Annotated in this window: 11 protein-coding genes and 1 CRISPR repeat array; of the genes, 4 read left to right on the forward strand and 7 right to left on the reverse strand. The window is 41.7% G+C overall.

Annotation, left to right across the window (positions count from 1 at the left end):
* Nucleotides 1-75 precede the first annotated feature (75 nt).
* Together ACWODM_RS09160 and ACWODM_RS09165 are read left to right on the forward strand one after the other, a co-directional pair.
* Nucleotides 76-1,794, forward strand: a complete 1,719-nt coding sequence (locus ACWODM_RS09160; protein WP_455321078.1) for an ABC transporter ATP-binding protein — start codon at nucleotides 76-78, stop codon at nucleotides 1,792-1,794.
* Nucleotides 1,791-3,542 carry an ABC transporter ATP-binding protein gene (locus ACWODM_RS09165; RefSeq protein WP_455321079.1) on the forward strand — a complete coding sequence of 584 codons (1,752 nt, stop codon included), beginning with the start codon at nucleotides 1,791-1,793 and terminating at the stop codon, nucleotides 3,540-3,542. Before ACWODM_RS09160 ends, ACWODM_RS09165 begins: the two co-directional genes overlap by 4 nt.
* Before the next feature lie 119 nt (nucleotides 3,543-3,661).
* Nucleotides 3,662-4,516: a CRISPR direct-repeat array (repeat unit 34 nt; unit sequence ATTTCAATCCATGCGAACCGTATAAGTTCGCAAC).
* 361 nt (nucleotides 4,517-4,877) lie between these two features.
* Here the strand turns inward: ACWODM_RS09165 and ACWODM_RS09170 are convergent.
* The 7 genes from ACWODM_RS09170 to ACWODM_RS09200 form a co-directional block, all read right to left on the reverse strand.
* Nucleotides 4,878-5,258, reverse strand: a complete 381-nt coding sequence (locus ACWODM_RS09170; protein ID WP_455321080.1) for a hypothetical protein — start codon at nucleotides 5,256-5,258, stop codon at nucleotides 4,878-4,880.
* Nucleotides 5,204-5,872, reverse strand: a complete 669-nt coding sequence (locus ACWODM_RS09175) for a hypothetical protein (RefSeq protein ID WP_455321081.1) — start codon at nucleotides 5,870-5,872, stop codon at nucleotides 5,204-5,206. The genes ACWODM_RS09170 and ACWODM_RS09175 overlap by 55 nt, the downstream gene beginning before the upstream one ends.
* 2 nt (nucleotides 5,873-5,874) lie before the next feature.
* Nucleotides 5,875-6,261, reverse strand: coding sequence for a hypothetical protein (locus ACWODM_RS09180; RefSeq protein ID WP_455321082.1), 387 nt, complete (start codon nucleotides 6,259-6,261; stop codon nucleotides 5,875-5,877).
* Between the two features lie 113 nt (nucleotides 6,262-6,374).
* Nucleotides 6,375-7,781 (reverse strand): aldehyde dehydrogenase family protein, encoded by a 1,407-nt coding sequence (locus ACWODM_RS09185; protein WP_455321083.1) that lies wholly within the window; start codon nucleotides 7,779-7,781, stop codon nucleotides 6,375-6,377.
* 103 nt (nucleotides 7,782-7,884) lie between these two features.
* On the reverse strand, nucleotides 7,885-9,072 hold the full coding sequence (locus tag ACWODM_RS09190) for a glycoside hydrolase family 3 N-terminal domain-containing protein (protein WP_455321084.1): 1,188 nt from the start codon (nucleotides 9,070-9,072) through the stop codon (nucleotides 7,885-7,887).
* A gap of 15 nt (nucleotides 9,073-9,087) precedes the next feature.
* Entirely contained in the window at nucleotides 9,088-10,386 is a 1,299-nt protein-coding gene (locus ACWODM_RS09195; protein WP_455321085.1) for a sensor histidine kinase, read from the reverse strand.
* The gene (locus ACWODM_RS09200; protein ID WP_455321086.1) at nucleotides 10,383-11,060 is read right to left on the reverse strand and encodes a response regulator transcription factor; all 678 of its coding nucleotides are present in this window, start codon (nucleotides 11,058-11,060) and stop codon (nucleotides 10,383-10,385) included. The genes ACWODM_RS09195 and ACWODM_RS09200 overlap by 4 nt, the downstream gene beginning before the upstream one ends.
* A gap of 179 nt (nucleotides 11,061-11,239) precedes the next feature.
* Between ACWODM_RS09200 and ACWODM_RS09205 the strand changes: the two genes are divergently transcribed.
* Nucleotides 11,240-11,956 (forward strand): VTC domain-containing protein, encoded by a 717-nt coding sequence (locus tag ACWODM_RS09205; RefSeq protein WP_455321087.1) that lies wholly within the window; start codon nucleotides 11,240-11,242, stop codon nucleotides 11,954-11,956.
* Nucleotides 11,946-12,620 carry a DUF4956 domain-containing protein gene (locus ACWODM_RS09210; RefSeq protein ID WP_455321088.1) on the forward strand — a complete coding sequence of 225 codons (675 nt, stop codon included), beginning with the start codon at nucleotides 11,946-11,948 and terminating at the stop codon, nucleotides 12,618-12,620. The genes ACWODM_RS09205 and ACWODM_RS09210 overlap by 11 nt, the downstream gene beginning before the upstream one ends.
* Nucleotides 12,621-12,622: the final 2 nt, after the last annotated feature.

Raw genomic sequence — 12,622 nt, forward strand, 5'->3', positions numbered from 1 at the left:
GACAACTTGCATGAGACTTTTGTTCTTTTAGGGAAGTTGTTATACTGGTTTCATGAATTTATTTAGGAGGTCCTCATGTTTCAATTATTACGTTATGCAAAAGATTATCGGAAACAAATTATTTGGGGTCCGTTCTTCAAATTTCTGGAAGCTGTCTTTGAGCTGATCCTTCCTTTGTTGATGGCTGTTTTGGTTGATGAAGGAATCCAAAAAAATGACTGGTCGACGGTATTATCCATGACTTTTTGGATGGTCGTGATGTCGGTGGTTGGTTTGATTTGTGCCGTGATCTGCCAATATTTTTCTTCCTTTGCTTCACAGGGTTTCGGCACTGAATTACGCAACCAGCTGATGAAAAAAATCAACCAACTTTCTCATCAAGAATTGAATCAGTTCGGAACGGATACCTTGATCACTCGAACAACAAATGATATCAATCAGCTACAATTGGCTTTGGCCATGCTGATCCGTTTGGTGGTTCGTGCGCCGTTTCTTAGTGTCGGTGCCGTCATCATGTCTTTTTATATCGATTGGCAGATCGGCTTGATCTTTTTACTGGTTTTGCCATTGTTTTGTATCGTTCTGTTTTTGATCATTGGCAAATCAGTTCCCCTGTACAACAAAGTCCAACAGCATTTGGATCATGTCAATGAGTTGGTCAGTCAAAATTTGAGTGGGGTCCGGGTGATTCGTGCTTTTGCTCGCCGCAACACAGAGATCCAGCGCTTCGATAAATCAACCGATGAATTATCCAAAGTCTATCTTCGAGTGACCAATTTGTCAGCACTATTGACACCGGCAACTACCTTGATCATGAATGCAGGGATCTTGGCGATTTTTTATCTTGGCGGCTTTAAGGTCAATGTTGGTAATCTTCAGCAAGGACAGGTCTTGGCCTTAGTCAACTATATGAATCAAATGCTACTAGCTTTGATCGTGGTTTCCAATTTGGTGATTATTTTTACCCGCGCAGCTGCTTCGGCGAATCGTATCAATGAAGTACTCGCTGTGGATTCCTCGATCCAAGAGCCGACACCAAACAGTGTTCCTGAGACCCGTGATTCAGGGAGTATCGATTTTGAACAGGTCGACTTTCGTTTTGCGCCTGAATTCGGATTGGCTTTAGAAGGGATCGATTTTTCGATTGCTGCAAATACGACGATCGGGATCACTGGACCAACCGGAAGCGGAAAAACAGCGATCACTCAACTGATTCCTCGTTTTTACGATATTGACAACGGTTCTGTCAAAGTCAATAGTCTCGATGTGCGCAACTGGTCTCTGGATCGTTTAAGAGAAAAAATCGCGATGGTGCCACAAACAGCCGTCTTGTTTACAGGAACCATTCGAGAAAATCTGCAGTGGGGGAAAAAAGACGCTTCTGATGAAGAATGCTGGCGTGCTCTGGAGATTGCGCAATCGCGAGATTTTGTCGAAGCCTTGCCAGAAGGTTTGGATACACCGATCTTCGAAGGTGGAAAAAACTTTTCCGGGGGACAAAAACAACGATTAACGATTGCCCGAGCATTGATTGCCCAACCGGATATTTTGATTTTGGATGATTCGCTAAGTGCCCTGGACTATCAAACGGATCTCAATTTGAGAAAAGCATTGAAGCAATTGCCTGGTACCATCATTATCATTTCACAGCGTATTCGCTCGATTCAAGATGCACAGCAGATTTTTGTTATGGATGCTGGAAAATTAGTAGCCAAAGGCAGTCATGAAGAATTGCTGAAAGTCTCTAAAGAGTACCAAGAAATCGTCGAATCACAAGAGGAGGGGATCGAATGAATAAGAAATCTTTTGACTGGCAGGGTCTCCAACGTTTCTTTCCTTATCTATTGAAATATAAAAAAGAAAATATTACGGCGATGTTTCTAGGGATCATTGCCGGTCTGACCTCCGTTTACATGACCTATCTAATCGGACAAAGCGTGGATCAAATGGTTGGCGAAAATGCGGTTGATTTTACAGGTCTTTACAGAATTTTGGGATTGTTTACCGGTGTCGTGCTTGTCACGATTATCAGTCAGTGGTTGATTCAGCGTTTAGGTAATCGGGTGGCGTATCTAGCAGTTGCTGATCTGCGAAAAGAAGCCTATCAACAACTCAATCAGCTGCCTTTGCGCTATTACGATCAGACCTCTCACGGCAACATCGTTAGTCGTTTTACCAATGACATGGACAATGTTTCCGTTGCCGTTTCTGCGATTTTCAATCAGCTATTTTCTGGTGTCTCAGTTGTTTTACTGGCGCTTTTTATGATGGTGTACATGAGTATTCCTTTAACACTGGTCGTTCTTGTTTCTACGCCGATCATCTTTTTAGTCAGCTGGATAGTCGCCAATGCTTCGCAAAATGATTTTCGCCAGCAACAAATGATCGTCGGAGAGGTCTCCGGATTTATCACTGAAATGGTTGGCAATCAAAAGGTCGTCAAAGCGTTCCAGCAAGAAGACGTCAACCAAGCCAAATTTGAAGCGATCAATCAGGAACTTTATGTTCGTGGTCAAAAAGCTCAATTTTCTTCTTCCTTAACGAATCCATTGTCACGTTTCGTTGATCATTTGGCTTATGTCGCCGTTGGTTTCACAGGTGCCTACTTGATTTTTTCTGGAAGCCAACTGGTCACGATTGGTGTCGTTTCAAGTTTTACGATCTATTCTACACAATTTTCTAAACCGTTTATTGAAATTTCTGGGATCACGACTCAAATCCAAACGGCTTTAGCTGGTTTGACACGGACCTTCGATTTGATGGATCAAGAACCTGAATCAACCGATGAAACTGGCAAGGAGTTATCGCATGTTCAAGGAGAAATTCGTTTTGAAGACGTTGACTTTGCCTATGACCCAAAACGTCCACTGATCGAAAACTTTACGTTTACCGCCCATCCTGGTGAATCGATTGCTATCGTTGGAAAGACTGGTGCAGGAAAATCTACGCTGGTCAACCTACTGATGCGTTTTTACGACGTAGACAGCGGTCGGATCACGATTGACGGGACAGATATTCGCGAAATGAAACGCGATGATTTACGACAGCAGTTCGGTATGGTTCTCCAAGATACGTGGTTGTTTGATGCTTCGTTAAGAGAAAATCTGATGTATGGCAATGCCGAAGCAACAGATGATGATATTTATCAAGCGTTGAAAAAAGCCTATATGTATGATTTTGTGATGCGTTTACCACAAAAACTGGATACACTGATTGGACAACAGGGAATCAAAATTTCTGATGGACAACGCCAGCTTTTGACCATTGCGCGAACAATGATCAGCAATCCTACGATGTTGATCTTGGATGAAGCCACTAGTTCGGTGGATACCTTGACTGAAAAAAATATCCAGTCTGCTTTTCTTGAGATGATGAAAGGTCGCACGAGCTTTGTGATCGCCCACCGTCTTTCAACGATTCAGTCTGCCGACAAAATCCTAGTCATGGAAGCTGGACACATTATTGAACAAGGGACACATGAAGAACTGTTAGCAAATAAAGGTGCTTATTATCAGCTACATCACGCACAATTTGAACAATAAAAAGAACCTTCGAAACCTAGCGTTGTTTGGGTTTCGGAGGTTTTTTGTGAGATTTTGGTTCATGTGAGCCGTATAAGCTCGCAACCAGTTGGAAAACCGCTAAAAGAATCAATTTTAGGATTTCAACCCATGCGAACTGTATAAGTTCGCAACGTTCATTGATGTGATTGACCTAAAAAACGAACAGTGATTTCAATCCATGCGAACCGTATAAGTTCGCAACTTAGGAACGGTGCTATCAGCTAGCGCAAGCGATATTTCAATCCATGCGAACCGTATAAGTTCGCAACCAACGATTCACCATTTTCAGTTTTTACCTCTAATTATTTCAATCCATGCGAACCGTATAAGTTCGCAACGCCTAGCAAGTGATCAATAAATTCCTCACTATCTATTTCAATCCATGCGAACCGTATAAGTTCGCAACTGCTTCCTGTCTTTTGCGGTGGTTTCTTGCAACAATTTCAATCCATGCGAACCGTATAAGTTCGCAACTAGGCGGTCATTTGGAACATGGATTTGTAATGATATTTCAATCCATGCGAACCGTATAAGTTCGCAACGTTGTTCGCTTGGTACTCATCTTGCTTATCTAACGATTTCAATCCATGCGAACCGTATAAGTTCGCAACGAGTGCGTTAGAATTTTATGAAGGTTTGGATCCAATTTCAATCCATGCGAACCGTATAAGTTCGCAACGTAGCACTCACTTATGTAAATTGGTAGGAGAGGGTATTTCAATCCATGCGAACCGTATAAGTTCGCAACCTTTTTGAGTCCATTTGGTGTTAGGTTTCATACGTATTTCAATCCATGCGAACCGTATAGGTTCGCAACATGTGGAGTATGACGAAGGAGATATTTACTACATCATTTCAATCCATGCGAACCGTATAGGTTCGCAACTTAGAAGTCACGGGATGGTTGGACTTTAGCACAATTTCAATCCATGCGAACCGTATAGGTTCGCAACAGCGATTTTGACTAAAATTTTCCTATATTTCAGCTGAGAATCGCCCATTTCTATACAATTTTGATACCTATCGCATAGAAACGTATTTATTTTCTCATCAATTTCTTAGTTATACTCAGTTTTCCGGTGCGAATGTTCTAGAGATTTTCTGGGAGCTTGGGTTTCGCACTAAGTTTCTTTCTAAGTCTATGTTTTCTTTATTCTACCATGATTTCCTACTTCACTCACAATAAAATTAAGTATTTTGGCGGCAAAAAAATACCTGCCGAAATTATAGCAATTTGGGTAGGTATTTTCGATACGATTCTATCTATTTGAATACTCATATCAAGCTTCTTTAATATTGCATCAAGAAACTTTTTTATATTTCTTTCGGTATCTCAACTGGTTTCGGAAGTGCTTTGCTTGTTACAAAAGTTATGACTTCACTTATTTCACTCATAACAAAATTAATCAAATCAACTACTTTTTCAGGATCCTCTCCTTCAAAACTTTCGAGTTGATTATCTGTATCGAATACTGAGGAATACTTCACAAAAAGAAAAGCATCTTCAGCCTCTCCGTCAAATAGACTTAGCTGTATCATTACTTTAATTTCAGAATGTTTATCTTCACGAATACCAACTTGCGTATTATTTGTGATATTGATCATAGATGCTTTTTCAGCGAGACTCTGATTCTCTAAATTTAAAATGAGCTCTTCCAGAGTCCCTTCTGCGTTACTATATTTGATTCTTTCCATGAAGTTTTCCTTTCTGGATTTCCTTCTATCCCTTTATAATTTAGTACAATTTTATTCGTCATTCTTATCATATTATTTCTTATATCCAAATGATACCCTCTAACCTCTTCAGCTACCTTCTTGTGTTCTATATATGAATATAAAATCAATTCTTCTAATTCTTTCATTAACCTTGCATAGACATCACTAGCAATGTCTTCACTTCTTGCAAAAACTAGTTCTCTAAAAGCATAGGGATCTTGAGCTAGTCTAAGTAGACTATCTATATATTTAGACTGAATACTTCCATTTTCGATAGATGAAAGGTTGGCATAACTGATGCCCAGCATAGATGAAAAATCCCTTATTGAAAGTCTATACGTATTTCTTATCTTCTTTATTTCATCAGAGCTTAACAAATGATGCTTTCTTCTATAAAAAGTATACGCCTTATCTATATTTCTATCAGGATCTTCAAACAATTCAAAAAGTTCACCATCAGAAATCCGTTGATAATATTCATGAAGCATTGTGAAATTCTCGCCCTTTACACATGCTTTTTTTTCTACTTCAACCCATTTGTATTGTTCCATTTTTCCCGTGTCATTAGAATATCGTTTAATTATTTTTTCCATTTTTACCTCACCTCTCCCGTTTGATCTAGAGGAAATTCCATTATCTCCTGCTCTCTTGGATGAAAGGACATATAACCTGCAGTAAACTCATTGGCTTGAATAATCAGTTCTAATTTCACATAGAGATCTATACCATCACACGTCATCCCAAATTCAACTACTGTACAATCCATTCTGTTATGATGTTCACTTGGCCCTCTAAAATAATGCTTGGGTTCAATATTTCCTAGAATATATTGATTCATTGCACGATAGGTCCATCCAATACTCATGAGAAAATCAGTTGTTTTAGGTTTTACTTCTGAATAGTCAATTTTTCCTTGCGATGCACACTCTTTAAAATTTGCGAGAAAGAGACTAATTTGACTAAATAGCATATTATTTATCATTACGCACCTGCTACTATTATTTTTTTGTTTCTCCTCAGTAACATCATAGCACAGCGTAAAATAAAGTAAATATAAAAATAGAAAAGAGGCTAAAACGCAGCCTCTTTTTTCATTTATCTAAAAATCGCTTTGATCTCTAAGTAATCTTCTAAGCCAAACAAACCATTTTCTCTACCGATCCCGGATTGTTTGTATCCGCCAAATGGTGCTTTGGCCGTTCGTGTAACGCCGTTGATGATCACATTGCCGGTACGTAATTGTCGAGCAACTTGATAGGCTTCCTCTTCGGGTCCTACGACACCACCGTTTAATCCATAAATGGAATCGTTGGCGATCTCGATCGCTTCATCTACTGAATTGTAGGTCAAGACGGTCAAGACTGGTCCAAAAATCTCTTCTTGAGCGATCGTCATGTCATTGGTCACATTAACAAAAACAGTCGGTTCTACAAAATAGCCTGGACCTTCTAGCTTATTGCCGCCAACTAGAATTTCCGCGCCTTCTGCTTTTCCTTTTTCAATGTAATCCAAAACGGTATCCAATTGATCTTGGGAAACCATCGGACCGACTTTGGTTTCTTCTTTTGCCGGATCCCCAACAACGACTTTGCTGTAGTAATCTTTTAAAAGTTCTTTGGTTCGTTCCAGTTCCTCTTTAGGCACGATCAGACGAGATAAAGCTGAACAGGTCTGTCCTTGATTATCTAAAACGGTATTGGCAGCTGCTTCGACTGCTTTTTGCAGGTCGCCACCCTTCAAGTAAACCATCGCAGATTTTCCACCTAGCTCTAAGACGAGTTTTTTGACTGTTGTGCTGGCTGGTTTGTATAAGCCTTTTCCGACATCTGTCGAACCAGTGAAGGAAATAACCTCTACATCTGGATGCTCTGTCAGATAATTTCCTGCATCACGACCACTACCAGTGATCAGATTGAAGACTCCTGCTGGCAAACCCGCTTCTTCAATGATCTCTGCATAAAGAATCGCCGTCAACGGTGTATTGCTCGCTGGTTTCACGACCACGGTATTTCCTGCCAAGATCGCTGGCGTGATTTTGCGCTGGATCTGGTTTAAAGGAAAGTTCCATGGTGTCACACAGGCAACCACACCGAAGCCTTCTTTTTGGATCGTTGCATTTTCGATCGTTTCCTCAAAAGAAAACCTTTTGAGTTCTTCCAAGGTCCCCTTCATTTCATTGATGGACAAAGGAACTTGCGCATTTTTGGTATATTGGCGACTCGAGCCATATTCTGCGATGATCGTGTCTTCTAGTTCTTGTTGGCGTTTTTGAATACCCGACAAGATCTTTTCTACGTAGCTGGCACGCTCTTCCGGCGATGTTGCATTCCAACCGACAAAGGCTTCCTTGGCTGCTTGCACGGCCAAATCAACATCTTCATGACTCGCTTGGATCACTTCTGCAATAACTTCCTCATTCGCTGGGTTGATGACTTCTGAAAATTTTGTAGAACGAGGTGTTTGCCATTGACCATCATAAAACAATTTATCAATTCTTTTCATCTGCGTTTCCTCCCTGTTTCTCCATCTTCCAAATATCTTGCTTCACTTACTCTCTTAAGTTACCACGATGAAAAATTTACGTCAAAAATTTACGCGTTATTGGCTATTCTTCCAACAAACCTAATGCTTCTTTCCATTGCAAGACACGACGAACCGAAGTCTCTAATTGTTCCATACTGTACTCTCCATCTTCGATTGCCTGAAGAATGTAAGGAATCTGTGTTTGATAACTAGAAGACATCACGAGATCATTCCCTGCCTGCAAGGCTGCCAATCCTGCTTCCTCTTGTGAAATAAAATCAGCCAAGCCGGCCATATCCATATCATCGGTCATGACGACTCCATCGAAGCCTAGATCTTCGCGCAACAGCTGGTGAACAGCCGGTGAGATAGAGGCTGGGGCATCCGGGTCCACACTGGCAATGATATTGTGTGAAACCAAGACACTGTCGGCGCCTGCTTCGATTCCTGCTTGAAAGGCCGGTAAATCATTTTGCTGTAGTTCTTCTAAAGAGCGATCATCGGTCACGATCTCAAAATGTGAATCCCGATTGTTTCCGTAGCCGGGAAAATGTTTGAGAGTGGAGCCGCTGTCTGCTTCTTTTAGCGCTGTGACGACTTCTGTCACAAATTGACTGGTTCCTTCTGTATCCAAACCAATCGTCCGATCGTAAATAAAGGCATTCGGATCAGTCGCCACATCGGCTACAGGGAACAAGCCTGTCTGGATCCCATAGTCATTAAGAATGGCGGCTTTTTCGCGAGTGTCCGCTACGATTCCCTCCCAGCCGCTTTCGGCATAGATTGCTTGCGGAGAAGCAAAGGGTGTCTCTACTAAATTGGGATTGTGGCTGATTCTGGTGACTGTGCCACCCTCTTCATCTGCACCGATCAGCAAAGGTAGGTTACTGGCAGCTTGATAGTCTGCGATTTTTTGTTTCAAGCTGTCGCTAGTTTCATTTTCAACATCGCGACCAAACAAAACATAGCCACCTAAATGATAGGTCTGAATATCTTCCAGCTGGTTGGTTTCTGGAACTCGAACGAAAAACAATTGTCCGACTTTTTCTTCCAAGGTCATTTCTTCCAGTAACCGGTCAACGATGGGTCCGTCGTCAACGGTTTCCGTTGTTTCTGTTTCAATTACTGTTTCTTCACTACTGGATGTTTCTGTGCTTGACTCTGACGAAGTTGCTGGCTCTGTCTTCGTTTGGGTCTGACTAAAAATGTAAATTCCTGCCACAACTACTAGCAACAGGATCGTCAACACGGCCATTATTTTTTTATTCATCTAATTGCTCCTCTCTTAGTTGAGGGGTAGTTTGATACAAAAATCTACTCCCCGGGGAGCAAGATCACTTACCGTGATACTGCCCTGATGCTCTTCAACGATTTGTTTGGCGATCGCTAAACCAAGACCATAGCCTCCGGTTTCCTTTGAACGTGATTTGTCTTCCCGATAAAAGCGGTCAAACAAATGCTGCTTGCCTTCCTCTGAAATCGTTGGTCCAGTATTCGTAACATGGACTTCCCACCATTTGTGGGTCTGGGTCGCTATGATCCGAATCTCGTCCCCTTGTTGGGTATACTTTAACGCATTGTCCAGTAAGATGACAAATACTTGAACTATTTTCTTGCGGTCAAGCTGCACAGTTGGTGATTGCTCCAGCTGCAGGATAAAGCTTTTCTCCTCCATCGAAGCAAATTCTTGAAAAGGAGCAGTTACTTCTTGTAGAAAGTCTGCCGAAAGGATTTTTTCTTTGTCCAAAGTCAACTGATTGGCGTCACTGCGAGCGATCGTCAGCAAGTCCGTTGTCAGACCGGTCAAACGACGGGTCTCATTCAGTGCCTGCGCGATGCTCTCGGATTCTTCAATGATCGTATGCTCCGGTCTTCTGAATAACCCTTCTAAACGATTTTGAATGATCGTCAAGGGTGTCCGTAGTTCATGGGACGCATTTTCGACAAATTCTTGCTGTTTTTGCCAAGCTTTCAAGATGGGTTTCATCGAAACAGAAGACAACCAGTAGCTGATACCAATCGACAAGAGCCAGAAAACGATCATACAGCCGATCACGATGATTCGAAAGGTCTTCAAAGAGTGCTGGATCTGATTGACATTGGAAAGGATCTGGACATAGGCGACCTCGTCAAAGGCGTAGGATTGCGTAATTGAATGAAACGTAAGCTCTTCATCTCCAGTCAAGGTGACCGTTTCGATAGTATCCAGCGAGTCTGTCTGCAGCTCAAGTTCCTCCAGTTCAGAAAAACGGCCGCCGATCGCTGCTTGATTCAAGATCACACCTGTTTCTGACCACAAAATAACTTGCGTGTTGAACCGATTACTTGAGGGACTGTTCGGCGGTTCTTGCATCTCTGAACGCTGAGGAGAAAAAGCCGAGCCTTCGATATACCGAAAGATTTCCTGCTGAACTAGCTCCGAATTTTGGCTCATCTCTGTCAAGGACTGATCGGTTTCCTGATACGCGGTCTGATTCAATAATTGCAAAATGATCATTCCTAAAAAGATAAAAATTCCCGCAAAGGCACTCACATTCAAAAAGAAAAAGGTGCTGCGTTGCCTACTGGATAAGGTCTTATTCATCCTGCTTCTCCTTTCAGCATGTACCCCACATTACGCAAGGTGCGAAATTCCTTATCCAGACCAGTTGGACGCAAATGCTTCCGTAGATTACTCATATAGACTTCAACAACAGTCTGTGTCGTCTCAGAATCAAATCCCCAGATCCGATCAAAAATTTGTTCCTTGGTTAGAATCATTCCCTGATTTTGTAAAAAATAAGTCAGCAGATCAAATTCTCTCCCTTGAATTGGCAAAAGCTCTTGACCAAAATAGACTTCTTTAGAAGCTAGATGACAATCAATCGTTTTATAAGTTAGATTTTTTTCGTCAAACAACCCTAACGAACGTTTGAGCAAGGCTTTGATCCGCATCAACAGTTCTTCACGGTAAAAGGGCTTGGTCAGATAATCATCGGCTCCTTTCTCAAAACCAGTGATCTTATCCTCCAGTCCATCTTTTGCGGTCAGGATCAGGACCGGTGTTTGTGCTTGTTTTCTTAGCTCTTCCAGTACTTGATAACCATTCATCTGAGGCAACATCAAATCAAGGATCACTAAGTCATAGATTCCTGATTCTGCTTCATACAGGCCTTCACTGCCTTCATATATTTGGGTGACCTCGCCTAATTCAGAGACGATTTCTTTGATCGTATCTGAGAGGACAGCATCGTCTTCAATCAGTAAAAATTTAATCATTGTCTCACCTTCTTTAGCAGTATCATACCATTTTTCCCTTAAAGAAACCTTAACTTATCTTTTCATGTGTTGATCCAAAACTCATTCTTTGGGTAAAAAACTTTTTTCGATTCATTAAGCTAACTTTAAGGTTCACTGCGTATTCTTTAGCCATACCAATCAAACAGGAGGACACTCACATGAAATTAAAAAATGTGTTTCAACGAAAAGAAAGCAAATATTTACTCACTCAGCAGCAATTCACTGCTTTTCTAGAAGAGCTGCAGACTTATATGACTTTGGATCAGTACGGACTACATACAATTCGTTCGCTTTACTATGATACAACAGACTACCGATTCATCCGTCATTCAATGGACAAACCAAAATACAAGGAAAAATTTCGGATCCGCTGTTACGGCACCCCGGAATCAGACAGTCTGGTCTTTCTGGAAATCAAAAAAAAGGTCAAGGGGATCGTTTACAAACGTCGCTTGCCGATCACTTTTCCAGAATATCAGATTTGGGAAAAAACCGGACAATTGCCAGAAGCACTCAAGCACACCCAGATCGGACAAGAGATTACTTGGTTATTTTTGAAACATCCCGATCTGACACCCAAAGTCTTGATCTCCTACGATCGCTTGTCATTTTTCTGTGAAGCAGACGAGGATTTTCGGATTACTTTTGATCAAAATATCCGTTACCAAGCGGAAGATACACGAGTCGCAGCTGCACGCGGAGAGCTGGTTGCTCCGGAGCTTGGGGTATTGATGGAAGTCAAAGCAATCGGTGCTTATCCTTTATGGTTTGTCGAATTGTTAAGCAACTATCAGATCCAAAAGGGCAGTTTTTCAAAATATGCTCAAACCTATCAACGTCATTTATTCAAGGAGGAATTGTTCTATGTTGTCTAGTTTATTTACTGAAGGTGCTACTTCGATCCAGTTGACCGAGTTGCTGATTTGTATGGCAGTGTCCATTGTTTTAGGTTTACTGGTAGCTATCATTCATATGTATCGCAATGTCTACACGAAAAATTTTGTGATCACTTTGGCGATTCTGCCGGTGCTCGTTCAGTCTGTGATCATGCTGGTCAATGGTAATCTCGGTACTGGGATCGCCGTCATGGGTGCTTTTAGTCTGATTCGTTTCCGTTCTGTTGCCGGGGGTGCCCGTGAGATCACCAGCATCTTTTGGTCGATGGGGATCGGTCTGGCTACAGGCATGGGCTATGTTTCCTATATTCTCGTCTTTTCCGTGATCGTCGCTGGTTTCTCGGCTTTGGTTTACCGAACCTCTTTTGGGAATCAAAAAACGACCGAGCGTGAATTGAAGATCACGATCCCCGAAGATTTGGATTATCCAGATCTATTCACTGATATTTTTGAGACCTATGCCTACAGCAGTCGGCTGGATTCAGTGCGAACAACGACCATGGGCAGTTTGTATGAGCTAAGATATGTTTTACAGTTAAAGGATGCTCATCAGGAAAAAGAGTTGATTGACGCCATTCGAGTTCGGAATGGCAATCTGCCGATCATTTTAGGGAAAGTCGCAACAAATCGAGACGAATTGTAATC

This window comes from Enterococcus olivae (assembly GCF_053760925.1).

What these genes read in the sequence shown, in the direction of transcription:
- ACWODM_RS09160 (WP_455321078.1), top strand. Translation starts at nt 76, where the DNA reads ATGTTTCAATTATTACGTTATGCAAAAGATTATCGGAAACAAATTATT.
- ACWODM_RS09165 (WP_455321079.1), top strand. Translation starts at nt 1,791, where the DNA reads ATGAATAAGAAATCTTTTGACTGGCAGGGTCTCCAACGTTTCTTTCCT.
- ACWODM_RS09170 (WP_455321080.1), bottom strand. Translation starts at nt 5,258, where the DNA reads ATGGAAAGAATCAAATATAGTAACGCAGAAGGGACTCTGGAAGAGCTC.
- ACWODM_RS09175 (WP_455321081.1), bottom strand. Translation starts at nt 5,872, where the DNA reads ATGGAAAAAATAATTAAACGATATTCTAATGACACGGGAAAAATGGAA.
- ACWODM_RS09180 (WP_455321082.1), bottom strand. Translation starts at nt 6,261, where the DNA reads ATGATAAATAATATGCTATTTAGTCAAATTAGTCTCTTTCTCGCAAAT.
- ACWODM_RS09185 (WP_455321083.1), bottom strand. Translation starts at nt 7,781, where the DNA reads ATGAAAAGAATTGATAAATTGTTTTATGATGGTCAATGGCAAACACCT.
- ACWODM_RS09190 (WP_455321084.1), bottom strand. Translation starts at nt 9,072, where the DNA reads ATGAATAAAAAAATAATGGCCGTGTTGACGATCCTGTTGCTAGTAGTT.
- ACWODM_RS09195 (WP_455321085.1), bottom strand. Translation starts at nt 10,386, where the DNA reads ATGAATAAGACCTTATCCAGTAGGCAACGCAGCACCTTTTTCTTTTTG.
- ACWODM_RS09200 (WP_455321086.1), bottom strand. Translation starts at nt 11,060, where the DNA reads ATGATTAAATTTTTACTGATTGAAGACGATGCTGTCCTCTCAGATACG.
- ACWODM_RS09205 (WP_455321087.1), top strand. Translation starts at nt 11,240, where the DNA reads ATGAAATTAAAAAATGTGTTTCAACGAAAAGAAAGCAAATATTTACTC.
- ACWODM_RS09210 (WP_455321088.1), top strand. Translation starts at nt 11,946, where the DNA reads ATGTTGTCTAGTTTATTTACTGAAGGTGCTACTTCGATCCAGTTGACC.